At 64.4% G+C, this 24,253-nt stretch carries 23 protein-coding genes; 5 read left to right on the top strand and 18 right to left on the bottom strand.

The window, feature by feature from the left end; all coding sequences use genetic code 11:
* Positions 1 to 47: 47 nt before the first annotated feature.
* Both AC56PL_RS05530 and lepA read right to left on the bottom strand, forming a co-directional pair.
* Positions 48 to 2,078 carry a M3 family metallopeptidase gene (locus AC56PL_RS05530; protein ID WP_497153199.1) on the bottom strand — a complete coding sequence of 677 codons (2,031 nt, stop codon included), beginning with the start codon at positions 2,076 to 2,078 and terminating at the stop codon, positions 48 to 50.
* A gap of 36 nt (positions 2,079 to 2,114) precedes the next feature.
* On the bottom strand, positions 2,115 to 3,965 hold the full coding sequence (lepA, locus tag AC56PL_RS05525; RefSeq protein ID WP_495515354.1) for a translation elongation factor 4: 1,851 nt from the start codon (positions 3,963 to 3,965) through the stop codon (positions 2,115 to 2,117).
* Between the two features lie 130 nt (positions 3,966 to 4,095).
* On the opposite strand from lepA, the gene AC56PL_RS05520 reads away from it, so the two are divergent.
* Positions 4,096 to 4,746 (top strand): alpha/beta fold hydrolase, encoded by a 651-nt coding sequence (locus AC56PL_RS05520; RefSeq protein WP_495515353.1) that lies wholly within the window; start codon positions 4,096 to 4,098, stop codon positions 4,744 to 4,746.
* 9 nt (positions 4,747 to 4,755) lie between these two features.
* Complete coding sequence (locus AC56PL_RS05515; RefSeq protein WP_497153198.1) at positions 4,756 to 5,304, top strand: type II toxin-antitoxin system PemK/MazF family toxin; 549 nt, start codon at positions 4,756 to 4,758, stop codon at positions 5,302 to 5,304.
* Positions 5,305 to 5,413: 109 nt separating this feature from the next.
* Here the strand turns inward: AC56PL_RS05515 and AC56PL_RS05510 are convergent, their stop codons facing one another.
* The 3 genes from AC56PL_RS05510 to AC56PL_RS05500 are packed head-to-tail and all read right to left on the bottom strand — an operon-like array spanning position 5,414 to position 9,047.
* Complete coding sequence (locus tag AC56PL_RS05510; RefSeq protein WP_495515351.1) at positions 5,414 to 6,262, bottom strand: transglutaminase domain-containing protein; 849 nt, start codon at positions 6,260 to 6,262, stop codon at positions 5,414 to 5,416.
* The gene (locus tag AC56PL_RS05505) at positions 6,259 to 7,239 is read right to left on the bottom strand and encodes an alpha-E domain-containing protein (protein ID WP_495516055.1); all 981 of its coding nucleotides are present in this window, start codon (positions 7,237 to 7,239) and stop codon (positions 6,259 to 6,261) included. Before AC56PL_RS05505 ends, AC56PL_RS05510 begins: the two co-directional genes overlap by 4 nt.
* On the bottom strand, positions 7,239 to 9,047 hold the full coding sequence (locus tag AC56PL_RS05500) for a circularly permuted type 2 ATP-grasp protein (RefSeq protein ID WP_497153197.1): 1,809 nt from the start codon (positions 9,045 to 9,047) through the stop codon (positions 7,239 to 7,241). Before AC56PL_RS05500 ends, AC56PL_RS05505 begins: the two co-directional genes overlap by 1 nt.
* Positions 9,048 to 9,216: 169 nt before the next feature.
* On the opposite strand from AC56PL_RS05500, the gene rpsT reads away from it, so the two are divergent.
* Entirely contained in the window at positions 9,217 to 9,477 is a 261-nt protein-coding gene (gene rpsT / locus AC56PL_RS05495; RefSeq protein ID WP_495515349.1) for a 30S ribosomal protein S20, read from the top strand.
* 188 nt (positions 9,478 to 9,665) lie between these two features.
* Here rpsT and holA read toward each other — a convergent pair whose 3' ends face one another.
* The 13 genes from holA to AC56PL_RS05430 all read right to left on the bottom strand — a co-directional run bounded on the left by holA (position 9,666) and on the right by AC56PL_RS05430 (position 21,838).
* The gene (gene holA / locus AC56PL_RS05490; protein ID WP_495515348.1) at positions 9,666 to 10,637 is read right to left on the bottom strand and encodes a DNA polymerase III subunit delta; all 972 of its coding nucleotides are present in this window, start codon (positions 10,635 to 10,637) and stop codon (positions 9,666 to 9,668) included.
* A gap of 137 nt (positions 10,638 to 10,774) precedes the next feature.
* The gene (locus AC56PL_RS05485; RefSeq protein WP_497153196.1) at positions 10,775 to 12,187 is read right to left on the bottom strand and encodes a ComEC/Rec2 family competence protein; all 1,413 of its coding nucleotides are present in this window, start codon (positions 12,185 to 12,187) and stop codon (positions 10,775 to 10,777) included.
* Positions 12,184 to 13,194: a ComEA family DNA-binding protein gene (locus AC56PL_RS05480; protein WP_497153195.1), complete on the bottom strand. Its 1,011-nt coding sequence runs from the start codon at positions 13,192 to 13,194 to the stop codon at positions 12,184 to 12,186. The genes AC56PL_RS05485 and AC56PL_RS05480 overlap by 4 nt, the downstream gene beginning before the upstream one ends.
* Before the next feature lie 188 nt (positions 13,195 to 13,382).
* Positions 13,383 to 14,231 (bottom strand): DegV family protein, encoded by an 849-nt coding sequence (locus tag AC56PL_RS05475; protein ID WP_495515345.1) that lies wholly within the window; start codon positions 14,229 to 14,231, stop codon positions 13,383 to 13,385.
* Positions 14,228 to 15,010, bottom strand: a complete 783-nt coding sequence (gene octT, locus AC56PL_RS05470) for a diglucosylglycerate octanoyltransferase (protein ID WP_495515344.1) — start codon at positions 15,008 to 15,010, stop codon at positions 14,228 to 14,230. Before octT ends, AC56PL_RS05475 begins: the two co-directional genes overlap by 4 nt.
* Before the next feature lie 10 nt (positions 15,011 to 15,020).
* On the bottom strand, positions 15,021 to 15,737 hold the full coding sequence (locus tag AC56PL_RS05465; RefSeq protein WP_495515343.1) for a histidine phosphatase family protein: 717 nt from the start codon (positions 15,735 to 15,737) through the stop codon (positions 15,021 to 15,023).
* A complete protein-coding gene (rsfS, locus tag AC56PL_RS05460) occupies positions 15,730 to 16,149 on the bottom strand; it encodes a ribosome silencing factor (RefSeq protein WP_495515342.1) in 420 nt (139 codons plus the stop codon). The genes AC56PL_RS05465 and rsfS overlap by 8 nt, the downstream gene beginning before the upstream one ends.
* On the bottom strand, positions 16,146 to 16,802 hold the full coding sequence (gene nadD, locus AC56PL_RS05455; protein ID WP_495515341.1) for a nicotinate-nucleotide adenylyltransferase: 657 nt from the start codon (positions 16,800 to 16,802) through the stop codon (positions 16,146 to 16,148). The genes rsfS and nadD overlap by 4 nt, the downstream gene beginning before the upstream one ends.
* Positions 16,803 to 16,825: 23 nt before the next feature.
* Positions 16,826 to 18,223: a VWA domain-containing protein gene (locus tag AC56PL_RS05450; RefSeq protein ID WP_495515340.1), complete on the bottom strand. Its 1,398-nt coding sequence runs from the start codon at positions 18,221 to 18,223 to the stop codon at positions 16,826 to 16,828.
* 7 nt (positions 18,224 to 18,230) lie between these two features.
* Positions 18,231 to 19,112 carry an AAA family ATPase gene (locus tag AC56PL_RS05445; protein WP_495515339.1) on the bottom strand — a complete coding sequence of 294 codons (882 nt, stop codon included), beginning with the start codon at positions 19,110 to 19,112 and terminating at the stop codon, positions 18,231 to 18,233.
* Positions 19,113 to 19,170: 58 nt separating this feature from the next.
* On the bottom strand, positions 19,171 to 20,436 hold the full coding sequence (locus AC56PL_RS05440) for a glutamate-5-semialdehyde dehydrogenase (protein ID WP_495515338.1): 1,266 nt from the start codon (positions 20,434 to 20,436) through the stop codon (positions 19,171 to 19,173).
* A gap of 71 nt (positions 20,437 to 20,507) precedes the next feature.
* Complete coding sequence (locus AC56PL_RS05435) at positions 20,508 to 21,299, bottom strand: crotonase/enoyl-CoA hydratase family protein (RefSeq protein ID WP_497153194.1); 792 nt, start codon at positions 21,297 to 21,299, stop codon at positions 20,508 to 20,510.
* A gap of 44 nt (positions 21,300 to 21,343) precedes the next feature.
* Positions 21,344 to 21,838 carry an urease accessory protein UreE gene (locus tag AC56PL_RS05430; RefSeq protein WP_497153193.1) on the bottom strand — a complete coding sequence of 165 codons (495 nt, stop codon included), beginning with the start codon at positions 21,836 to 21,838 and terminating at the stop codon, positions 21,344 to 21,346.
* 319 nt (positions 21,839 to 22,157) lie between these two features.
* On the opposite strand from AC56PL_RS05430, the gene AC56PL_RS05425 reads away from it, so the two are divergent.
* Together AC56PL_RS05425 and AC56PL_RS05420 are read left to right on the top strand one after the other, a co-directional pair.
* On the top strand, positions 22,158 to 23,201 hold the full coding sequence (locus AC56PL_RS05425) for a Dyp-type peroxidase (protein WP_495516054.1): 1,044 nt from the start codon (positions 22,158 to 22,160) through the stop codon (positions 23,199 to 23,201).
* Positions 23,198 to 24,004: a family 1 encapsulin nanocompartment shell protein gene (locus AC56PL_RS05420; RefSeq protein ID WP_482143880.1), complete on the top strand. Its 807-nt coding sequence runs from the start codon at positions 23,198 to 23,200 to the stop codon at positions 24,002 to 24,004. The genes AC56PL_RS05425 and AC56PL_RS05420 overlap by 4 nt, the downstream gene beginning before the upstream one ends.
* Positions 24,005 to 24,253: the final 249 nt, after the last annotated feature.

Below are 24,253 nucleotides of genomic sequence, written 5' to 3'. Positions count from 1 at the left end.
TATTTGTGGAGCGTCTTCGTAATTGTGGAGCGTTTGGGTGGTCGGGGTCAGGTCGGGATGAGTCCCCGGCGACGCAGGAGCGGGTCGATCTCGGCGGGCCGGCCCAGAAGTTCTTGGTGCGCCGTGATCGGATCGGTGCTGTCGCCACGGGACAACGTGGTTGCCACAAAGCCGGCACCGCGTTCCGCGGAGAGTCCACCGCCGTCGAGGAACCACTGCTCGGTCTCGGCGTCGAGGACCTCGGACCAGATGTAGGAGTAATACCCGGCCGAGTAGCCGCCACCGAAGATGTGGTTGAAGTACGAGCTGCGGTACCGCGGCGGGATCAGGTCGGACGACGCACCGGCCTTCACCAATGCGGCCTTCTCGAAGGTCTCCACATCGGTGATCTCATCGTCGATGGTGACCCGATGCCAGGCCATGTCCAGGACAGCGGCGGCCAGGTATTCGATTGTGCCGTGCACTGATTCGACGTCGGCATCGGCGCGGGCCGCATCCGCCAGCTCGGGTGGAATCGGCGCACCGGTCTTGTGGTGCGTCGCGTAGTTGTCGAGCACCTTCGGGTGCAGGGCCCACATTTCGTTGACCTGGGATGGGAACTCGACGAAGTCCCTTGGCACCGACGTCCCCGACTGCGACGGGTACCTGACCGCCGACAGCAGCCCGTGCAGGGCATGGCCGAACTCGTGGAACAACGTTGTCAGCTGATCCATCGTCAGCAGACATGGTTGTCCCTCTTCAGGTTTGGTGAGGTTGAGGACGTTGACCACCACCGGACGCTTGTCGAGCAGGTAACTCTGGTCGACGAAGTTGTTCATCCACGCCCCGCCGCGTTTGCTGGGCCGGGCGTAGAAGTCGCCGAGGAACAATCCGACCGACGTGTTCGCCCGGTCGAGTACCTCCCAGACGCGTACATCGGGATGGTAGACGGGCAGATTCGTCAGCTCCCGGAACGAAAGTCCGTAGAGCTGACCGGCCGCATAGAACACGCCTTTGGTCAGGACCGCGTCGAGTTCGAGGTAGTCGGAGAACGTGTCCAGCGGTACCGCGGACTTCTGCTGATCGGCCTTGGCCAACAGGTAGGTGAGGTCGGCCGCACCGATCTCCGTACCGTGCTCGGCGGACAGCTCGGTCAACTCACGTCCACCGGCCCGCATGGCCGATGCCACCAGGTCGGACAACAGGTCTTCGACCGCCTCCGGGCTGGGCGCGGTCTCCTCTGCGATCACGAACTCGGCATGATCTCGGTAGCCGAGCATCCGTGCGCGTTCGGCGCGCAACCTGACGATTTCGAGGACGAGGTCGCGGGTGTCGTTGGGCCCGCCAAGAGTGCCGCGCGTCACCGAGGCCTCGAACACCCGGCGCCGGGTCTCCGAATCCTCAAGTGAGGCAACCGTCGACTGGCTCGTCGGCAACTCGATGGCGATCAGGTAGCCCGACGGATGGCCTGCGTTCTTCGCGGCCCGACGAGCCGCCGCGATCTGCCCATCGGACAGACCCGCAAGTTTGTCCTCGGTGTCGACGAAGACCGCGGCCTCGTTGCTGCCCTCGAGGACACGTTGCCCGAACTCTGTGGTCAGGGTGGCCAGACGCTCCGAGATCTCGCGCATCCGCGGCTGCTGGTCGACGTCGAGTCCGGCGCCTGCCCGGATCGCCTCCCGATGACGTTTCTCGAGCAACCGCATAGACGGTTCGTCCAGATCGAGACTCTTCCGGGTCTCGAACAGCTGGTTGATCCGCGCGAACAATCCGGGGTTGAGCGCGATGGTGTTGGCGTGGGCCGTCAGCTTCGGCGCGAGCTCCGTGGAGATCGCATTGCGCTTCGGATTGGTATCGGCACCGGTGAGGTTGTAGAAGATCCCCGCCGCCCTGGCCAACGCCTGACCACTGCGTTCGAGCGCTTCCACCGTGTTGGCGAACGTCGGCTCGGCCTTCTGCCCGGCGATCTTCTCGACCTCACGCAGATGCTCGGCCATCGCCTCATCGAAAGCAGGCAGAAAATCGTCGTCGCTGATCGATGGGAAGTCGGGCAAGCCGTGCAGGTGCACACTGGGAATCAGGACAGGGTTGGATGCCATGGACCGATCGTAGTGTCGCGCGCCCGAAGTCTCCTGCTACTTGCCCTTCTTGTCGCTCGGGTCATCCGATGACAGCGCCGCCACGAACGCCTCCTGCGGAACCTCCACGCGACCGATCGTCTTCATCCGCTTCTTGCCCTCTTTTTGCTTCTCGAGGAGCTTGCGTTTACGACTGATGTCACCGCCGTAGCACTTGGCGAGCACATCCTTACGGATGGCCCGAATGTTCTCGCGCGCAATGATCTTCGACCCGATGGCGGCCTGGATCGGCACCTCGAACTGCTGACGCGGGATCAGCTCTTTGAGCTTGGTGGTCATCTTGGTGGCGTAGGCCATGGCGCCGTCCTTGTGGACAATCGCACTGAACGCGTCGACCGCCTCACCCTGCAACAAGATGTCGACCTTGACCAGCTGCGAGATCTGCTCGCCGGACTCCTCGTAATCAAGGCTGGCGTAGCCGCGGGTCCGCGACTTGAGCAAATCGAAGAAGTCGAAGATGATCTCCGCCATCGGCAGCGTGTAACGGAGTTCGACCCGGGTCTCCGACAGATAGTCCATACCGCCGAGCTCACCGCGCCGTGACTGGCACAGCTCCATGATCGAACCGACGAACTCACTGGGCGAGATGATCGTGGTTTTCACGACCGGCTCGTAGATGTTGCGGGCCTTGCCATCTGGCCAGTCGGACGGGTTGGTGACGACGTGCTCGGTGCCATCTTCCATCTCGACGCGGTAGACCACGTTGGGCGCGGTGGAGATCAGGTTGAGGCCGAACTCGCGCTCGAGGCGCTCACGGCTGATCTCCATGTGGAGGAGCCCCAGGAAGCCGCAGCGGAATCCGAAGCCCAGGGCCACCGAGGTCTCCGGCTCGTAAGCCAAAGCGGCATCGTTGAGCTGCAGTTTGTCCAGTGCTTCACGCAGGACCGGATAGTCCGACCCGTCCACCGGATAGAGCCCCGAGTAGACCATCGGTCGCGGTTCGCGATAGCCGGTGAGCGGCTCGGTCGCACCGTTGCGCGCCAAGGTGATCGTGTCACCGACCTTCGACTGACGGACATCTTTCACACCGGTGATGAGGTAGCCGACCTCACCGACGCCAAGACCCTTCGAGGGTTTCGGGTCAGGCGAGACGATGCCGACCTCGAGCAGCTCGTGGGTGGTCCCGGTGGACATCATCTTGATCTTCTCGCGGGGAACGACCCTCCCGTCGACCACACGTACGTAGGTCACCACACCGCGATAGGTGTCGTAGACGGAGTCGAAGATCATCGCGCGGGCCGGGGCATCCGGGTCACCGACCGGCGCCGGGATCAGCTTCACAACCTCGTCGAGCAACTCGGTGACACCGACACCGGTCTTGCCCGAGACCCGCAGCACATCGTCGGGCTCACAGCCGATGATGTGCGCGATCTCCGCGGCGTACCGGTCGGGGTCGGCGGCAGGCAGGTCGATCTTGTTGAGCACCGGGATGATGGTCAGGTCTTTGTCGAGCGCCAGGTACAGGTTGGCAAGCGTCTGCGCCTCGATGCCCTGGGCCGCATCCACCAACAGCACCGCACCTTCGCACGCCTCCAGCGCCCGCGACACCTCATAGGTGAAGTCGACGTGACCGGGGGTGTCGATCAGGTGCATCACATAGTCGGTGCCGTCGACGTTCCACGGCAGCCGCACGTTCTGCGCCTTGATGGTGATGCCGCGTTCCCGCTCGATGTCCATCCGGTCGAGGTACTGCGCGCGCATATCGCGGCCGTCGACAACTCCGGTGACCTGCAACATCCGGTCAGCAAGCGTCGACTTGCCGTGGTCGATGTGCGCGATGATGCAGAAGTTCCTGATCTTGGCCGGATCAGTGAACGTGGTGTCGGAAAGCCTGGGAATTGAACTCACTCCTTGGGTGACGCGGGTGATGCTGGTCGAGCTCGCCCCGGCGTCTTGGCGCCGCGCGTGACCTCCAGTTTCTCATGGCCGGGCCGCGGTGTCGGCATTCGGTGCGCTACGCAGCGGCTAGCGTGAGTTCATGACTGTCATCGACTGGGATTCCGACGGTGTGGTCGGGGCCCTGCACCGCCCCTCTGGCACCGCGCTCGCGGTGGTGGTTCTCGCGCACGGCGCCGGTGGGAACCACAATTCTCCGATGCTGCGCGCGATGGCAGAACTGCTCTGCGAGCGTGATGTCGCGGTGGCCCGGATCGACCTTCCTTACCGGCAGAAGCGACCCAAGGGTCCACCGAGTCCGTCCGGGGCTGCGGCCGACCGGGCCGGGATCGTTGCCGCGTGTGCCGCGTTTCGAAGCGAATCGACCGGACCGCTACTCGTCGGCGGCCATTCCTACGGCGGACGACAGGCCTCGATGGTCGTTGCCGACGACCCTTCCGTCGCCGACGGGCTGGTGCTGACGTCCTATCCCCTGCATCCGCCGGGCAAACCCGAGCGACTGCGCACCGAACACCTGCCATCGATCACTCGGCCGGTCCTGGTGGTCCACGGCTCCAGCGACCCCTTTGCCACCACCGACGAGCTCACCACCGCGCTCGATCTGGTCCCGGCTCCCACCCGGCTCATCGACCTTCCAAAGGTCGGGCACGACCTCAAGCCGGACCGCTCGGGCGCACCCCGGCTCGCCGCCGATGCGATATTCGAGTTCTTTGCGATCGCCGGCGGCCAATAGGCTGAGTCGATGGCAGGAAAATTCAGCCGACTGGCGATGTCGCTGGTCCGGCAACACGGCCCGAGGCTGTTGCGTGAACTGACCAAGTCGTCGGGCAAGAAGCCCTCGGCTGCACCGAAGTCAGCGCCAAAGTCAGCGGCAAGGCCCGGCGCGAGGTCGGGACCGACTCCCACCCGTCCCACCGGAGCGCGCGCCCGGAAACTCGAGTACTCCCCCGAGGCCGACGGCAACGCCGATCCCGGCGAAATCGTCTGGACGTGGGTCGAATTCGAAGACGATCCCACGCAGGGCAAGGACCGCCCCGTGTTGGTCGTCGGCCGCGACGACAACACCTTGCTCGGGCTGATGCTCTCGAGCCAGCAACATCGTCGCGACGACCGGGACTGGATCAGTATCGGCACCGGATCGTGGGACAGGGAGAACCGGGAAAGCTTCATCCGGCTCGACCGAGTCCTCGACATAGCCGAGAACGGGATCCGCCGCGAAGGCGCCATCGTGCAGCGCGCGCAGTTCGATCAGGTGGCCGCGGTCCTGCGCAGCAGATACGGCTGGCACTGACAGCGAACCTGACGACAAACGGCCCTCAAAACTGTGAAATAGGAAGGCGCCGAGGGCTATATGCCCCCGGACCACCGCCATATGACAGTTTTCAGGGCCTATCGGTCGGTCAGGCCAACCGGGTGATCTCGACCTTCACTTCGAGGTCCTTGGCGCCGGCCCCGGTGTAGATGCCCTTGAGCGGTGTCACGTCGGAGTAGTCGCGGCCGACACCCACCGACACGTGTCGCTCGGTGATCGTCACGTCGTTGGTCGGGTCGTAGCCCCACCATCGGCCGGTCCAGGATTCGATCCACGCGTGAGACTGGCCTTCGACGGTCCGGTTGATGGTCGCCTTCCGGTTCGGATGCAGGTACCCGGACACGTAGCGCGACGGAATACCCAAGCTGCGCAGCATCACCAGGCACAAATGCGCGTAGTCCTGGCAGACGCCCTTCTTTTCCTTCCAGGCGTCGACGGCCGAGGTGTGCACGCCGGTGGTCCCCGGCACATACTCCATCTCCGCGTTGACCCACTGGCAGACCGCGAGGACCGCTTCCTGTGGGGTCATCCCCTTGGTCAAACGCTTTGCGACCTGCGCCAACTGACGACTGGCCGGCACATAGCCGGTATTGCTGAGCACCTCGTCATACCGGTCGACAACGCTGTACGAGTGCAGGTCGTCCCAGCCGAGTTGCTCTTCCTCACTGGGCATTTCGTCGGGTTCGGTCTCGACCACCGACATCCCCGAGACCTCCAGCTCCTCGTGCGGGGCATGCAGATCGAACGCCGTGACCGCGGTACCCCAGTAGTCGGTGTAGCGGTAGGAACGAGTGGCCGGAATGGTCTCGACGCGGTTGATGATCACGTTCTGGCGAGTATCGCTTCGAGGCGTGAGCCGAGCCTCGTTGTACGACGACGTGACCGGGGCGTTGTAGGCAAAACCCGTCGAATGCACAACCCGCAGGCGCCAGCTCACAGTTCACTCTCCTCGATGAAGCGATCAACAGAATCGCTGGCCGAAACCCCGGCCCACGCGACGTAGGGCGACACGTGGAAGTACTGCGCTGTCACGGCCTCACTCACTTCCCGGCAGGTCTCTTGCAGTTCCACCAGTCGAGGTTGCAGGTCCTGCAACAAGATTCCCGGCTGCATGAACTCCAATCCGCTCCGTGCACGGCCCAGGAGTCGTTGCGCCTCGGCGCGGGCCCCGACGCGGCTGGGACGATTGTCGAGTTCGAGCAACTGCTGCTCCGCGAGACTGATGGCGTGGAACACCGATCGCGGGAACAGTCGGTCGAGCAACATGAACTCGACAACCCGGGTCGCGTCGAGGGCACCGCGGTAGGTCCGCAGATACGTGTCATGTGCACCCGCCGAACGCAATACGGTGACCCACGCCGGTGAACCCGAGCGATCCCCGGCTCGCGACAACAGCATTCGCACGGTCATGTCGACCCGCTCCACCGAACGTCCGAGCAGCAGGTAGCGATATCCGTCGTCGTGACTCAGGGTGGCGTCGGCCAGACCGGCGAACATCGCGGCCCGGTTCTTCACATACGAGAGGAACTCATACGGGCCCAGTTTCCGTGCGACCCGCTCGGCATCACCGAGTCCGTTGTACGTGGTGTTGAGACATTCCCACATCTCACTGGAAGTGACTTCCCTTGCACCCCGGGCATTCTCACGAGCATGGCCGACACTGTCGACGATCGAACCGGGCAGCGTCTTCGAGTACGCGACCCGCTCGGTCAGCGACCACGCGTCCAGCGGCTCGTTTTTCGGAGGCAACTCCATACCGAGGACCTCCAGCACCAGCCGACAACGGGCATCGGGGTCGACGGTGGTGTCCTCGAGAAGCTGATGTACCGCCACGTCAAGGATTCGGGCGATGTCATCAGCGCGTTCGACATAGCGACCGATCCAGTAGAGCGACTCGGCATTTCGAGCGAGCATCATCGGCGGTCACCGCCCGATCGCTGCGCCTGCTGATGTTGCTGCTGTTGCTGTTGCTGTTGTTCTTGCTGCGATGCGATATCCGGACCCTGTTCGGTGGGTGTGCTCTGCGCGGCGATCCCCGAGCGGCTGACCAATTCGTCGCCTGCGAGTTCACGCTCTTCGGCAGAGGTACGCGAGGCGAGCACCCAGGTGTCTTTCGACCCGCCGCCCTGGCTGGAGTTGACCACCAGCGAACCCTCCGGCAAGGCGACCCGGGTCAGCCCACCGGGCAGCACCCACACCGATTCGCCGTCGTTCACCGCGAACGGACGCAGATCCACATGCCTGGGCGCCAACTGTCCCCCGATCTTGGTCGGCACGGTCGAGAGCTGAACAACCGGCTGCGCGATCCAGCCACGCGGATCCTGACGCACCTTGCGGGCCAACACATTCAGCTCATCCGCTGTGGCATCCGGTCCGAACACGATGCCGTAACCACCCGATCCTTCGACAGGTTTGACCACGAGTTCGTCGATCCGGTCGAGGACCTCTTCGCACTCGTCTTCGAGCCAGCAACGCAATGTGTCGACGTTGCCCAGGCTCGGCTTCTCGCCCAGGTAGTACTCGATGATCTCGGGCACGTAGGTGTAGGTCAGCTTGTCGTCACCCACTCCGTTGCCGACTGCGCTGGAGATGACGACGTTGCCTGCCCGCGCGGCGTTCAACAACCCGGCCACACCGAGCATCGAATCGGGGCGGAACTGCATGGGGTCAAGGAAGTCGTCGTCGATGCGGCGATAGATGACATCCACCCGCTGCTCACCTTCGGTGGTGCGCATGTAGACAACGTTGTCGCGGCAGAACAGGTCTCGTCCTTCGACGAGCTCGACACCCATCTGGCGAGCGAGCAACGAGTGCTCGAAGTAGGCCGAGTTGGCCACACCCGGGGTCAGGACCACAACATTCGGATCGGCCTCATTGAACGCCGCCGATGCCCGCAGGGCCCGCAGCAGGTGCGACGAATAGTCGCCGACCGCGCGCACTCGATGGGACGCGAACAGGTCCGGGAAGACCCGTGCCATCGTGCGCCGGTTCTCCATCACATATGACACACCCGACGGTGACCGCAGGTTGTCCTCGAGCACACGGAAGTCACCGTGCTCGTCGCGGATCAGATCGATGCCGGCCACGTGGATCCGCACCCCGTTGGGTGGTCGGATGCCCATGGCCTGGCGATGAAAGTGCTCGCAGGATGTGATGAGCCTTTTCGGCACCACCCCGTCGCGCAGGATGACCTGGTCGCCGTAGATGTCGTCGAGGAACATCTCCAATGCCTTCACGCGTTGCGTGATGCCGCGCTCGAGCTTTGCCCACTCACCGGCGGAGATGACCCTGGGAACAACGTCGAGTGGGAAGGGACGTTCCTGACCCGAGTGCGAGAACGTGATGCCCTGGTCGATGAATGCCCTGCCGAGCGCGTCGACCCGGGCCTCCAGATCAGCGCCGTCATAGCTGCCGAGCGCCTTGTGAATGCCCTTGTAAGCGCCACGGACCTCGGTGCTGTCATAGCCGTCGAACATCTCGTCGAAGGCCGCGCTGTATGGGCCTGCCTCATATCCGTCGAAGATCCCGGCCGCGTCGTTTGCCGACTTTGTCGTCGTGCCGGAGGCGGATTTCTTCGCAGGCGCCTTGTCACGCGCCGTGGTTGTGCCCGCCACCTTCGCGGCCTTCTTCTTGACTGTTGGAGTGTCCCCCGCCGTTGGCTTGGCTCCGTTTCCCCGAGATGCTCCCGCACGCTTCGAACCTGCTGCTGTTGCCGCCGTCATCTGACATATGGTGCCGTAAGTGATCCATATCGGCTGAGCACGGCGCGGTATTGGCTGCGTCACTTTTGGCGGCCCGGTCGACAATTTGGGTCACAGTGACCCGGCTGGTAACGTGGCTCGCTGGTGCTGACACCGAAACGACCATCTTTGAGCTAAGGAAAATACACGCGTGGCAAACATCAAGTCTCAGATCAAGCGGAACAAGACCAACGAAGCTGCACGACTGCGTAACCAGTCGACCAAGTCGGCCTTGCGTACCGCGATCCGTTCATTCCGCGAGGCCGTTGCGTCCGGCGAGAAGGACAAGGCTTCCGAACTCCTGGTTGCCACCGGCAAGAAGCTGGACAAGGCTGCCACCAAGGGCGTCATCCACACGAACCAGGCCGCCAACAAGAAGTCGGCTATGGCATTGGCACTGAACAAGCTCTGATGTGCCCCGCCCTTAACCGGGCCCCATAACTTCAAGCTAGACGCGATCACCCTGACGGCTCCCACGCAGTCGTCGGGGTGTTTGTTGTATCCGGAAGTTGCGTATCAGATGTCCTGCCATTCAGGGCCGCGGGTGGAGCGGCTTTGGCATTCAGGGCAGTGGCGTGGGGCTGCTCTGCGGAGGACGCGCTAGCGACGCGGTGACGGTCGCAGATCAGCGATCTGCGCAACGGCACGCTGCAGACTGAAATCGGCGTCGGCAGCCTGACCTTTCACATCGCCGTTCAGTGTGGCGATCACTGACATTGCACGCGCGATCGACGGTGCATCCCATCCGATTGCCTGCGCCTGGACACGCTTGGCCCGGCCCTGCGTCATCCCCAACTCCGAGGCGATGGCATTCGGATTGGATTTACCCATCCCGTACACCCGCGCGATCCCGTGGATGGATTCACCGAGTGCATCGGCCACGAGCACGTGCGCAACGCCGTGATGGTGCGCCCACTGCAAGGCCTCCAGTGCTCCGGCCCGATCTCCGCCGACAGCAAGGTCTGCGACGTCGAAGCCCTTGATCTCCGGACGACCCGAGTAGTACCGCGTGATGGATTCGACGGTGACCTTGCCACCGGTGTCGGCGACCAGCTGTGCACACGCCGCCGCCAGATCGCGCAGGTTGGCACGGACCGACTCGACGAGTTTGTCGACCACGTTGCGGTTGGCCTTCACACCGAGCCGCAGGAACTCGCTGCGCACGAACGTGCCCATCTCCCACGGCGGCAACTTGGCACATTCATGGATCTCAGCCCCGGCTTTACGCAGCGCCGGAACCATCGACTTCGCGCGCCCACCACCGGAATGGCAGACGACGAGCGTGACACCGTCCGGCGGATTCTCACCCACCTCGGTGACCAGTTTCGCCGGCTCTTTCCCGGCCTCACCGGCAGCATCCAGGATGATGATCCGGTCTTCGGCAAACAGCGAAGGACTCAGCAGCTCAGCCAGTTCCGGAGCCGTCGCATCACCGGCCCGCAGCCGCGTGATCGGGATGTCCTCGGGGTTGTCGACCGTCGCACGGACTTCGGCTATCACCGCGGACGTCGCGCGTTCGGCAAGGAATTCGTCATCACCGAGGATCAGATGCACGCTGTTCACACTCCTCATCGTGCCAGACAGCTGCGACACCTCCCGAGGTCCCGCCCCCGCTCATTGTTCTTGCTCCCGCGCGCAGTTCTCACGCCCGCGCGCTCTGCAGACCGCGCGGGCGTGAGCTTCGTGAGCGGGAGCCTGAAATGGGTTGATCACCACAGGGTCAACGTTGCAAACGGAACGCGGCTGAGGTTTTCGGCCACTGACACCATCCACCAGAGTTCGGGGCCGGTGAACCGGGCGAGGACCACCGCGACAGGCGGCCAGATCATCGCCACGACCGCCGCGCAGGTACCGAGCACGGTGATCGGTGCCACCACCAGTGTCACCATGAGGTTGGCCACGATCGCAATCATGCTGATCTGTCCACTGATCAGCAGGACGGCCGGGGTGGTCACCACCTGCGCGACCACGGCCACCGCAAGCAGTTCGGCAACACCGACCGGAACATGATGATTCCGAAGCCATTGCGCAACAACAGGTGCAAGCACAATGAGCCCGGCAGTGGCGATCACCGACAGCAGGAAGCCCGGTTGCACCGCGAAGGCCGGCCAGATCATCAGCAAGGTCATGATCGCCGCACAGAGCGCTGGCATGGCCTGCGAGCGCCGGCGGATCAACAGCGCCGACAATCCCACGCCACCCATAAACGCCGCACGGACGACGCTCGGGCTCGGCCGGACCAAGATCACGAACACCACGATGGCAATCGCGGTCAGTGCCACCGCAAGACGCGGACCGGCACCGAGCCAACGCACCACCAGGAGCAGTGCCCCGATGATGATCGCAAAGTTGGCTCCGGACACAGCGGTCAGGTGAGTCAGCCCACAGGCCCGGAAACTGTCCTTCAGATCGTCGCTCAACGCCGAGGTGTCCCCCAGCACCAATCCCGGCAGCAGGCCTGACTCGGGCTCCCCCAGTGCCTGCGACGACACCTGTTGAAACTTGGCACGCACCGTACCCGCCCAACGCTGATGAGCCGGTGGGCCACGGACTTTCGTCGGCGCGCCGGCGGTGGTGAGTGTGGCGACGGTGAGATCCGGCCTGCGGGGCTCGGACACCGTGAACACCGCAGAGACCTGTTGCCCCGGCATCAATTCCAGCCACCCGTCGATCGGGGCCAGCACGGTGGCACCGACTCTCGGGACCGAACGACCACGCACATCCACCACCGTCACCGCCACCACCACCCTGTCGGTGCGCGCGATGATCTTCGGGTCGTCGGAGATACGCACCGTTGCGGTTGCCTTGCTCCCCAGCACGCCATGGTCCGCCAACGGATTCGACGCAATGTGATGCTGCCGGAGGACCATCGCCCATCCGAACCCCGCCAAAGTTCCGGCGAATCCGATCAGCAAGGGCAGCATCACCATTCGCGAGCTACGCATCATCGCGATGATCATCACGATCGTGCTCAGCGATGCCGTACCTGCCGCGGCGGCGGTGACCGGGATCGAACTGAGCACTCCCAGAGTCGAAATCAGCCAACTCCCGGCCGCGGCGGGCACCAACCGCATGTCGAGCCGGGCGCGTACCAGACCAGTCGACACCGCAGAAACGGTCACACCGTGACCTTGTCCCGGAGTTTCTCCAGACGACCGGGCCCGATCCCGTCGACCTCCGCCAATTGGTCAACGGAGGCGAAGTTGCCGTTGACCTGCCGCCAAGAGATGATCGACGCCGCGGTCACCGGTCCCACGCCGGGCAAGGTGTCGAGCTCGACCTCCGTCGCCGTGTTGATATTGACCAGTCCCCCGGCCGCAGTCGCGGTCCCGGTCGGCCCGGAACCGTCTGGTGCAGGCGCCGCGGTCGTGGCACCGGCGCCCCCGGAACCGTCGACCGGGATAACCTCGCTGCGCATCTGCACCCCACCCTCCGGATCTGCGAACCCGACCAGGATCTGATCGCCGTCGCGAAGCGGCTGGGCCATGTTCAGCGACAACAGATCCGCGCCGTTCTTCGCGCCGCCTGCTTTGCTGATGGCGTCGGCCACCCGAGATTGCGGAGCCAGACGGACCAGTCCTGGCCGTTGCACCAGACCCACCACACTGACCACGAGTTCGACTGGGGCCTGCGCACTCTCAGGAGCTGCCACACCTGCATTCGCACTGGCGGTCGGTGAGGACACCCCGGCCGTGGTGGGAAAGTTCACCGGAACCTGCGGACCCGTATCGCCACTGGCGAAGGCTGTGTACAGGGCAATGGCGGTGGCGCACAGCCCCACCGCAACCAACGCGATGGCAGCCGCCGGTGTCGAGCGCCACCGGCGTCTCAGCGGCCCCTCGGGGTCAGGGTCTTCCTCTGCCCACCGTGGCCGATACCCGTCATCGACCTCATCTGACTCGGCAGGATCAGCACGCTCAGGCTCGTACGACTGACTTCCATGCAACCACTGCGCCGACCCCAACCAGTCGGGCGCAGCGGGTTCAGACCGTGTCTCTTCAGACCGGGACGCATCGACCTGCGCCGGTGCGGGCTGTAGCGGTTCGAACTGCCCCCACGGTGGCTGAGGCGGTTCGGGTGGCGCCACGGGTGAATCCGGTCCCGTCAAGCGATCGAGATTGCTTCTCATGGCCGAACCGTAGGAAACCGGCCCGCCGGATCACCTCGACAGAGCTGCCCCGACGACGATCCTGTGGGCACAGCGGCGAACTGTGGACAACCTCGGCAACAGCCACCAGACGCTCCACCTATACGAAGACGCTCCACATATTTGTGGAGCGCCTTCGTAGAAGTGGAGCGTTTGCGGGATCGGGAAACTCAGGAGAGGTCGATCGGGTCCAGGGATGTTGTCACCGCGATACCCACGGCCCCGCTGCCCACGTGCCGCGACAACACCGGACCGAAATCGGACTGCACCAGCGAGGTGATGGTCAGCTTGGACTGCAGCGCTTCGATGATCTGCGCCGCGAGATCCGGTGCCTCACAATGCTGTACACCGAGGGTCACCGGCCGCTGGTCTGCGATCTCGACACCGGAATCGATGATCTTGGCGATGGCCTTGGACGTGGTCCGCTGCTTTTCCTTGAGGACCAACGTCCCGTCGACCACTCTCAGAATGGGCTTGATCGCGAGCGCCGAGGCAAACAATCTGGTGGTGGCGCCGATCCGTCCACTCGACCGCAGATTCTCCAACTGCTGCACACACAGCAGGCACTCTGTCGTCGACCCGACCCGGATCGCCGCTTCGTAGACGCGGTCCATGTCGGCACCGGCTTCGGCGTTCTGCGCCGCGGCAAGAGCCGAGAACCCGACCCCAAGCCCGACCGTCCGTGAGTCGACCACTCGGATGTGGCCCTGGAACTTCTCGGCAACCACGCGCGCCGAACCCCACGTCCCGCTGAACCGCCGGGACAGGTGGACCGCAACCACGCCGTCGCCATTGCTTTCATCGACGGCACGCGCGTACGCGGCCTCGAGGTCGGCAGGCGTCACACCCGAGGTGGTCGTCTGCGGGTTGTTGTAGATGTCCGGACCGATCTCGTCGACGTCTTCCCGCAGATCGAGATCCCCTGACAAGACATGCAACGGCACCTGTCTGATGCGGTACCGCTCACGCAGCGCATCCGGCAGGCGTGCCGACGAGTCGGTCACTATGACAACGCTCACAGGGACACGTTAGTCGTCGGTGCATCGGAAGTCGTGAGGGCGTCCGAAGTCGTAAGAGCGCCGGACACCGCGGTCCGAACAAGATCGGCCACCTCCCGGTGACAACCGAAGCCCCAGTGGATACCGTCGGGATTACCTTCGCCGCGGTCGAAATGCGCGCCGGTCGGCGGCATCAGATCAACGAGCGGAACATGCGCCGCCTGAGCCCACTTGGTCATCGCGGCCACCGTTTGTGGTCGCCCCTTGTGCACGTTGCCGTAGTAGGGACTGCGATGCGTCGACGGCAGGCAGGCCACCACCGGCAGGTCAGGCCGGATCGCGATCAGGGCCTCATGGATCTTGCCGAGGTAATCGGCAGTGAGCGCCGGCGGCAGTGCCAACGGCCAACCGGTCCGGGCCAACCGCGGCTGAAGCCACCCGTAGCCGTCACGGACATACTGCCGCAGCCGCGGCGGCCGCACGTAGCGGATCTGCTCGCGCAAAGCGGTCGGCAGCGGCGACGGGAGCGAATCCATCCCGCCGAAAGCAAAGACCACCGCGCTCGCCCTGGGGACCGCAGCCCAGATGTTCGGATCCTGGGTCAATGCCCACCAGACGTCGCGGCTGGTCCAACCGATCCGTCCGAACAGTTCGAGCTCCAAACCCAACTCCTGGGCGACCAAGGTCGGCCAGATCCGCGGATCGTTGGCGGGCAACCCGCCCTTGGGCCCGTAGTAGGCCAGCGAATCCGAGAGCACCAACAGACTGCCGCCCCCCGGCGGCGCGATGTCCGGGCTCATTGCAAGCGGCTCACTGGACAGCCAGATCGGAGACCTCGGCCGACGCGTTCCACACGTCGAGCCGCCAGGTGGTGTCGTTGTCTTCACCGTGCCCGCTGAGCTGGACCCAACTGGTGTTGGCCAGTCCACCGAACACCGGCCAGTGGCTGATGGGCAGTCCGAGCAGCCCGGCGGTCAGGGCGGCGATCGCCCCACCGTGCGCCACCAGGACAACCGGTGCGTCAGCGTTGTCGCCGCGACCCCAATCACCAAGTCCGGCAACGAGTTCTTCCACCAGAGGCATGCTCCGGCGGGCCACGTCGACACGGCTCTCGCCGCCGGGTGGGGTCCAGGTGGCGTCGTCGCGCCAGATGCGGCGGGCACCGGGCAGCAGTGCGTCGACCTCGTGGTGGGTCAGCCCCTGCCACTCGCCGAGATGGGTTTCGCGCAGGCGCTTGTCCAGCCCGACCTCCAGACCCACCTGCTCAGCCAGAGCAGCCGCGGTGTCCCGCGCCCGCCGCAGGTCCGAGGAGATGATCAGCCGCGGTTCCCTGGCGGCGAGCACCTTCGCTGCCGCTGCAGCCTGGTGGACACCGAGCTCGGACAGATCGGTGTCGAGCTGTCCCTGCATCCGGCTTGTTGCGTTGTAGTCGGTCTGCCCGTGCCGAAGCAGCACGAGCCGACGCACGACCGGCGTCATCCGTTCGACGCTGGAGTCGTGTCCGTCCGGACGCAACAACTCATTCATTGTTCGAGCTTTCGGTGTCTTCGTCGTCACCGCCGGTCGCGATCACGGGGGTGTCGAGCCCGGGGATGTCGAGGACCGGGCAGTCCTTCCACAAACGTTCGAGGGCGTAGAACTCCCGCTCCTCTTCGTGCAGAACGTGGATGACCACGTCGATGTAGTCGAGCAGGGTCCAGCGCCCTTCACGGGTGCCCTCACGCCGGACCGGCTTGTGGCCGGCTTCGCGCAGTTTTTCCTCGACCTCGTCAACGATGGCGCTGACCTGTCGTTCATTGTCGGCCGATGCGATGACGAAACAGTCGGTGATGACCAACTGCTCGGAAACATCGAGAACGATCACATTGGCGGCCAGTTTGTCGGCGGCCGCATGGGCGGCGACGGTGGCCATGGCGACCGCCTCGGGTGACGCTGTCACAGAGTGCCTTTCGATTGGTAGAGCTTTCTCTTACTGATGTACTGCACCACTCCGTCCGGTACCAGGTACCAGACCGGCCGTCCGGCCGCCGCGCGTTCGCGGCAGTCCGTGGACGAAATCGCCAATGCCGGTATCTCCATCAGATGGAGGGTATCGGGAGGGAGCTTCTGCAGATGCCTGTCCAGATGTGCTGCGCCGAGTTCGTAGCCGGGTCGGGAGACCCCGACAAAGCTCGACAACTCGAACAACACTTCCCAGTCCTGCCAAGACAAGATCGATGCCAGCGCGTCCGCACCCGTGATGAAGAACAACTCCGCGTCGGGGTTCATGCGGCGCAGATCACGCAACGTGTCGACCGTGTAGGTGTCACCTTCGCGGTCGAGATCCACCCGGCTGACCGAGAACCGTGGATTGGACGCGGTTGCGATCACGGTCATCAGGTAGCGGTCTTCGGGCGGGCTGACCCCGGCGTCGGCCTTGAACTTCTGCCAGGGCCGGCCGGTGGGGACAAAGATGACCTCATCGAGACCAAAGCGGTCCGCGACCTCGCTCGCAGCGACCAGGTGGCCGTTGTGAACGGGGTCGAAGGTGCCGCCCATGACACCGATCTTCCGACCTGTGGAGGCGCGGGAGTCAGGTGTCGTTTCGGGCATGAGGATTGAGTCTACTGATCAGCTCATACGGGCAGCAGGTTGGCGATCACCTTTGCCAGTTGAGAGGCGTTCCGGCATTCATGCATGTCAATCACATCGGAGTAGGTTCGGGCGATCGAGTCTCCTGAATCCCAGTTGACACCGGCCTCCGGATTGAGCCAATAGGCGTGCCTGGTGTGATCGACCATCTTGGTCAGCGCGTCGAGTTTCGGGTCGCGATAGTTGTTGCGGCCATCCCCCAGGACGAGCAGCGCACCGCGTCGCGTCAGTGCGTCCAGATGCTCGTCGGCGAAGCCTTCGAACGCGTGGCCGTAGTCGGAATGACCGTCGCGGGTGATCAGCCGGGCGTTCTTGACCATGTCGTGAATCGCCACGCCGACGTCGAGGTCGGGACCGTCGAAGAACTCGGTCACCTCATCCACGGTGTCTACGAACGCGAACACCCGGACCCTCGAAAACTGTTGCCGCAGTGCATAAACGAGCTGGAGGGTGAACTGGGAGAATCCGGCGACCGACCCCGACACATCGCAGAGCACCACCAGTTCGGGGCGGCCCGGACGCGGCTTGCGTCGCACCAGGTCGATCGGGACACCCCCGGTGGACATCGATGCGCGCAACGTTTTGCGGACGTCGATCGCGCCGCGGTGTGCGCGCCGCCTGCGGACCTCCAGCCGCGATGCGAGCAGTCGCGCCAATGGTGCGACGGTGCGACGGACCTCGGCGACCTCGGCCGCGCCTGCGGACAGGAAGTTGATGCGTTCGGGCAGGTTCGGGACGGCATACTGCGACACCCGTTCGCGTCCGTTGCGCTCGGCCATCCGGCGTTTTGTCTCGTTGTCGATCAACGTCCGGAACTGTTTCACCCGGTCGGCGGCGGCCTTACGGAAGACCGGATCTCTGCCGTCGGCCTCGGTGCCGCTTCCCGCGACGGCCATCGCCGCGGCGATCCGTGCGATCAGCGTCTGCGGATCAACCGCCGACATCGCCTGATAGGTGGAGTAGGCCGAATCCCGGGTCGCCTGATATTTGCCCATCTCCGCGACGATCATCGCCGCGAACCTGGCCAGCTCCGCTTCGGATTCCGGTGAGTCGTCGGCCAGGAGTTCGGCGAGGCGGTCCCGCACGGCCTCGGTGTTGATCTTGCCGTCGGCGTCCCGGGCGAACGCCTCGTCCAGGTCGCCGCTGCGGTCGCCGGCGCCGAGCGGGAACCAGAGGTCGAAGACCGAATCGAAGACCCTGCGGTGTCCGTTGTCGTGGAGCAGAGTGCAGGCCATCCCCTCCCGGAAGCTCTCACGGTCGAGGAGATCGAGGACCGCGGTTGCCTCCCCGGCATCGATCAGGTTCGCAGGCCCGACGACGATCCCGCGGGCCCGGAGGTCGTCGACGAACCCGGTGAGCTGGGTGATGAAGGGTGCAGTCACGGCGTGCTCAGCTCAGCTTCAGTTCCTTGAGGGCCGTGGCCACGTCCGGACGGTGCTTGAGGACGACGCCCAGGGTCTGGGCGATGAGCGCGTTGTCGATCTCGGTCCCCGGCTTCTCTCCGACACCCAGCGCCAGCAGTGTGTTGGCCCAGTCGATCGTCTCGGCCACCGACGGCTTCTTGCGGATGTCGAGGGTACGCAGGACGCCGATGATGCGGACGAGTTCCTTGGCGACCGACTCGGCGAGCTGCGGCACCCGGCTGGCCAGGATTTCCCGCTCACGCGCCGCGTCGGGGAAATCGATGAACAGGAACAGGCAGCGACGCTTGAGGGCCTCGGACAGCTCGCGGGTCGCATTGGAGGTCAACAGCACGATCGGTCGTCGGGCGGCGGTGACCGTGCCCATCTCGGGGATCGTGATCGCGAAATCGCTGAGGACCTCGAGGAGCAGGCCTTCGATGTCGACGTCGGCCTTGTCGACCTCGTCGATGAGCAGCACGGTCCGTCCGGGCGCGGTGATCGCCTTGAGCAGCGGACGCGCCAGCAGGAACTCTTCGGAGAAGATGTCTGCCTTGGTCTCGTCCCAGCCACGCTGACCGGTCGCCTGGATCGCCAGGATCTGCTTGGCGTGGTTCCACTCGTAGAGCGCGCGGGCCTCGTCGATGCCCTCATAGCACTGCAGTCGCACCAGATCGGCGCCCGTGGATTGCGAGATCGCCCGCGCCAACTCTGTTTTGCCGACACCGGCGGGGCCTTCGACGAGTAGTGGTTTACCCAGCCGGTCGGCCAGGAACACCGACGTCGAGGTTGCCTCGTCGGCCAGGTACCCAACGCCGGCAAGCGTCTCGCGTACGCCGGGCACGTCGGTGAAACTGGGCTCTACGGCCATCGTTTTTGCTCCTGGGTATGTGGTTGGACGGGCAGCGGGATCAGGCCCGGAGCTCGGGCTAGCGTGGCCGGGTCTGGCCGTTGCCCCAGGCGATCCACTTGGTGGACGTCAGTTCTGGGAGCCCCATCGGGCCACGGGCGTGCAGCTTCTGGGTGGAGATGCCGATCTCGGCACCGAATCCGAACTGCTCACCATCGGTGAACGCGGTGGAGGCATTCACCATGACAGCTGCGGCATCGACGCGCTGGGTGAACTCGGTGGCCGCAGCCAGGTCGGCGGTCACGATCGCCTCGGTGTGGCTGGTGCCGTACCGGTCGATGTGGTCGACGGCCTCGTCGATATCCGCGACGATCTTCACGGCGATGTCGAGCGTCAGGTACTCATCGGCCCAATCGGTTTCGGTGGCCGGGACCATGCCCGGTTCGTCGCCGTGGATGATCACCCCGGCGCTCTGCAACGCCTGTGTCAGGCGAGGCAACGCGGTTCCGGCGATGGCCTGGTCGATGAGGACGGTCTCGGCGGTGTTGCAGACGCTGGGCCGGCGGGTCTTGGAGTTGAGGACCAGATCCTCGGCCATGTCGAGATCGGCTGCCGAGTGAATGTAGATGTGGCAGTTACCGGTTCCGGTTTCGATGGTCGGCACCGTCGCGTTCTCCACCACTGCCTTGATCAATCCGGCCCCGCCGCGCGGGATCACCACGTCGACGAGCCCGCGGGCGCGGATGAGGTGGGTGACGCTGGACCGGTCTTCCGACGGCAACAATTGCACCGCATCGGCAGGCAGCCCGGCGGCAGTCAGGGTGTCGCGCAAGATCCGGACGAGTTCGGCGTTGGAACTGGCCGCCGACGACGAGCCACGCAGCAGCGCCACATTGCCCGACTTGAGCGCGATGCCGAACGCGTCGACTGTGACGTTGGGGCGGGCTTCGTAGACCATGCCCACCACACCGAGCGGCACCCGCACCTGTCGCAACTGCATACCGTTGGGCAAGGTTTTGCCCGCGATCACATCGCCGATCGGATCGGGCAGTCCGGCCACCTGGCGCAGTCCGGTGGCGATGCCGTCGATCCGCTCTGCCGTCAAACGCAGCCGATCGATGAGGCTGGCCTCGGTCCCGGCGGCCTGCGCCCGTGCGACGTCTTCGGCGTTGGCGGCCAGAATCGAATCGGCCTGCGTCAGCAATGCCTCGGCGGCGTCGTGCAGAACTCTGTTCTTCTGATCGGTGGTCAGGCCCGCGAGCACGCGCGATGCGGCTTTTGCGGCGGTCGCCTGGCCGCGCACGATCTGTTCGATGTCGGCCGGAGTCGTGGTGGTGGCACTCATTTATCCAGAATAGGTGGTGATGAGATCGACGTTCTCGCCGACCGACACCTCACCGGCTTCAATCTTTGTCCTCACCCTTCGTCGAACGACCCGTGTCGGCCCGCTCCCCCGGCGAACCGGGTCGCTCCGGCAACGGTGTCGGTCGATAGTGAGGTCAGGCCATGGTCGTATTCGTTGAGGATGGCGTCTTCCTCGGTGAGCCCTTCCTGTTCGAGCAACGAGAGCCGGTCTTGGCGCATACAGGTCTGTGGGAACGCGGCCAGTTCGTGGGCTAGTTGCCGGGCCGCCGCCACCGCTTCGCCGACCGGCACCACCCGGTTGACCAGCCCCATCTGACCGGCTTCGCCCGCTGAGACCGGGCGTCCGGTCAAGATCAGGTCCATGGCCCGTGACGTTCCGATCAATTGCGGTAGCCGCACGGTGCCGCCGTCGATGAGCGGTACACCCCAACGACGGCAGAACACTCCGAGAACGGCGTCTTCGTCGGCGATTCGGAGATCGGCCCACAACGCGAGTTCCAAACCGCCTGCCACCGCATGCCCGGCGATGGCCGCGATGACGGGCTTGGACAATCGCATTCGTGTCGGCCCCATCGGACCATCACCCTCGGCCTCGATCCGGTTCACGTTGCGCCCGGATGCCACGGCTTTGAGATCGGCACCGGCGCAGAATGTTCCGCCTTCACCGTGCAACACCGCCACTGACGCTGCGGGATCGGTGTCGAACTCCCGGAAGGCGTCGGCGAGGGCCTGCGCCGTCACGCCGTCAACGGCGTTACGAACCTCTGGCCGGTTGATGCTGATCATGGTGACCGGACCGTCACGATCCACCTTCACCGGCGTAGATGTCGGCGTGGATGTCATCTGCGGCCACCTCCCGAGGTCGGGTCACCCCCGAACCTAGCCGGTTACGCGGTCGGCGAAAAGACCTCTGCCACCAATCCTGCGGGCCGGTCGGGTTGCCATAACCGCAGTGGCATCTCACAGGGCACGGCCAGCACATCACCGGGCGAGATATCCGCCGGGCGCAGCACGGTGAGCGCGCATTCTCGCCCCTTCGGACCGATGTCGGTCGACTCCACTCGCGCAGTCGAGACCCGGCCGATCAATCGGGCCTCGGACCAGACCAGCTGCACTCGCTCGGCATCGAAATCGACGCAGATCATCCGCCTGCGTGGACCGATGGTGCGGGCTTCCACGACGCGCATCATCACCACACCTCGCCCCGGCGTTCGGCTCGGATAGACCGCGGGCATTCCCGACAATTCGATTAGATGCGTCATCGACAGACCGTCGACGAGAACGTCCGTCACGGTGGTGGTTGTGTGGTCGGGCCACAACGAACTGTTGATCGGGTCCGGGATGCTCGCGCGCAGGGTCGGCAAGATCGACGTGAGTGTCACAGACCCACCCGCTGGAGTGGTTCGGGATCGAATACTGCACTGGGACGCGGCTTTTGATGTGGTCTCACGTCTTACGTTCTACCCATCGGCCCGGGGCTTGAACACATCACGCGTCAAGTTCTAACGACATTTTTGCGCGCTATCCGCACATGGGACATTCGACTCATGTGTTCGGGGCGAAAGTCTGCGCACAATTGTCAGGTGGGGTGTCAACGCACCCAACGGCTCCGAGAAACGCTAACGTAATTCGAATAGGTCCATCAGCAGGCGGAAGGCAACGATCATCATCGGTTCTGAAGGCCCGACACCGCAACCCATTCTGGCGCGGCTACCGGAAGCCGCGATCTTCCTGGTTGCCACTGTCAACGAGGGCGCCGAAGCAGAGGTCTGGGATTTCCTTTCCGGTGTCACCGGGCTCATCCGATCGGTCGCCACACGAGTTCCCGATTCCCGGCTGCTGTGTGTGGTCGGCATCGGGTCAGACGTCTGGGACCGGCTGTTCACCGGTCCCCGGCCGGCCGGCCTTGCCCCCTTCATCCCGTTGCAAGGCGCGGTGCATGCGGCACCGGCAACAGACGGTGACCTGCTCTTCCACATCCGCGCCAGGACCATGGACGCCTGCTTTGAGATAGCCAAGCAGATCACCTTTGCCCTCAAAGGCGCCGTGACCGTGGTCGACGAAGTCCACGGATTCCGGTTGTTCGACATGCGCTCGATGGTCGAGTTCGTCGACGGCACCGAGAATCCTGATGGTCCGGCAGCCGAACGGGCAGTGATCGTCGACGCCGACGACGACCCTGACTTTGCCGGTGGCAGTTATGTCTTGATCCAGAAGTATCTGCACGACATGGCTGCCTGGAAGGCGACAAGCACCGACGAGCAGGAACGGGTCTTCGGCCGAACCAAGTGGGACAACATCGAAATGGACGACGACACCAAACCGTCCAACTCGCATACCGCGCTGACAGTCATCGAAAACGAAGACGGTGAGCAGGTGCAGATCATGCGCGACAACATGCCGTTCGGCAGGGTTGGCCAAGACGAGTTCGGAACGTACTTCCTCGGTTACTCGGCCGGCCCTGAGGTGACGGACGAAATGCTCCGAAACATGTTCATCGGTAAACCCGAGGGCAATTACGACCGGCTACTCGACTTCTCCACCGCCGTCACCGGTAGTCGCTACTTTGCGCCCACCATCGAATTTCTCGACGATCCGCCCGAGCTCCCGACCGGTGGATCCGAAACGGCTGAAGACGACACGAACGATCCCGAAACCATCACCACCGACACGGTCCCCGACTTGGGGTCGCTTCGAATCGGCGACCTCTCCCGGCGCCGGCAGTTGACCACGGAGGAAAAATGAACAACCTGCACCGCGAACTCGCGCCGATCTCTGCTGCGGCCTGGAAAGAGATCGAGGAGGAGGCGACCCGAACCTTCAAGCGCAACAGTGCCGGTCGTCGACTCGTCGACGTCAACGGTCCGCATGGGTTGGAACTCGCCGCGGTCACCACCGGACGTCGCCTTCCCATCGACGCACCGCGCGCTGGTATCGAAGCCAGTGCCCGCACGTCGCAGTCGATCATCGAATTGAAGGTTCCGTTCACGGTCAGCCGCCAGGCAGTCGACGACGTCGACCGCGGTGCGCAGGACTCCGATTGGGATCCGGTCATCGAGGCGGCGCGCAGCCTTGCCCAGGCCGAGGACCGCGCCATCTTCGAAGGCTATTCCGCCGCAGGCATCGCGGGCATCCGCAGCCAGGCCCCGGGCGATCCGATCAAGCTTCCCAGCGATGTTCGCGAATACCCCGAGGCGATCAGCCAGGCGTTGAGCCGGCTCCGCCTGTCGTCGGTGAGCGGTCCGTACTCGTTGGCACTGAGCGCCGACGTGTGGTTGAAGGTCAACGAGACCTCCAATCATGGCTACCCGATCATCCAGCATCTGCAGCGCGTGATCGATGGCGACATCATCTGGGCCCCTGCCATTGATGAGGCGTTCCTGCTGAGCACCCGTGGCGGCGACTTCGATCTCACCATCGGACAAGACGTTTCGATCGGCTACGACTCCCACGATGCGAACGGAATCAACCTGTACTTCCAGGAGTCCTTCACCTTCCTCGTCTACACCGGTGAGGCAGCGGTTCCGTTTGTGACCACCGGTATCTGAACGGCTCCAACTCGGGCCGGCGCCGCTTCTTCGACCCGCGGCGTCGGCCGAGGTCGGTGTTGAACACCCATCGCCTCCACAGGTCTAGATCTCTGACGATTTCGGCGATCCATAATCCCTGAAATCGGTCCTCTCAAGCGGTTTCAAGATCACATTCTTGCGCCCCCATCGCTGCGTGCACGCCACTGTCCGACCACGCCGATACCGCGCAGAAACCGTGACCGCCTCAACGAGGCTCCGCGACTCGGC

Source organism: Williamsia sp. Y721 (assembly GCF_059683565.1).
The sequence above is the reverse complement of the archived record's forward strand: the minus strand, read 5'-3'. Positions and strand labels throughout refer to the sequence as shown.

Excerpts from the sequence above, each read along its gene's own strand:
- AC56PL_RS05530 (WP_497153199.1), bottom strand. The coding sequence starts at position 2,078 with ATGGCATCCAACCCTGTCCTGATTCCCAGTGTGCACCTGCACGGCTTG.
- AC56PL_RS05520 (WP_495515353.1), top strand. The coding sequence starts at position 4,096 with ATGACTGTCATCGACTGGGATTCCGACGGTGTGGTCGGGGCCCTGCAC.
- AC56PL_RS05515 (WP_497153198.1), top strand. The coding sequence starts at position 4,756 with ATGGCAGGAAAATTCAGCCGACTGGCGATGTCGCTGGTCCGGCAACAC.
- AC56PL_RS05505 (WP_495516055.1), bottom strand. The coding sequence starts at position 7,239 with ATGCTCGCTCGAAATGCCGAGTCGCTCTACTGGATCGGTCGCTATGTC.
- AC56PL_RS05500 (WP_497153197.1), bottom strand. The coding sequence starts at position 9,047 with ATGACGGCGGCAACAGCAGCAGGTTCGAAGCGTGCGGGAGCATCTCGG.
- holA (WP_495515348.1), bottom strand. The coding sequence starts at position 10,637 with ATGAGGAGTGTGAACAGCGTGCATCTGATCCTCGGTGATGACGAATTC.
- AC56PL_RS05480 (WP_497153195.1), bottom strand. The coding sequence starts at position 13,194 with ATGAGAAGCAATCTCGATCGCTTGACGGGACCGGATTCACCCGTGGCG.
- octT (WP_495515344.1), bottom strand. The coding sequence starts at position 15,010 with ATGAGCCCGGACATCGCGCCGCCGGGGGGCGGCAGTCTGTTGGTGCTC.
- AC56PL_RS05465 (WP_495515343.1), bottom strand. The coding sequence starts at position 15,737 with ATGAATGAGTTGTTGCGTCCGGACGGACACGACTCCAGCGTCGAACGG.
- nadD (WP_495515341.1), bottom strand. The coding sequence starts at position 16,802 with ATGCCCGAAACGACACCTGACTCCCGCGCCTCCACAGGTCGGAAGATC.
- AC56PL_RS05445 (WP_495515339.1), bottom strand. The coding sequence starts at position 19,112 with ATGGCCGTAGAGCCCAGTTTCACCGACGTGCCCGGCGTACGCGAGACG.
- AC56PL_RS05440 (WP_495515338.1), bottom strand. The coding sequence starts at position 20,436 with ATGAGTGCCACCACCACGACTCCGGCCGACATCGAACAGATCGTGCGC.
- AC56PL_RS05435 (WP_497153194.1), bottom strand. The coding sequence starts at position 21,299 with ATGACATCCACGCCGACATCTACGCCGGTGAAGGTGGATCGTGACGGT.
- AC56PL_RS05420 (WP_482143880.1), top strand. The coding sequence starts at position 23,198 with ATGAACAACCTGCACCGCGAACTCGCGCCGATCTCTGCTGCGGCCTGG.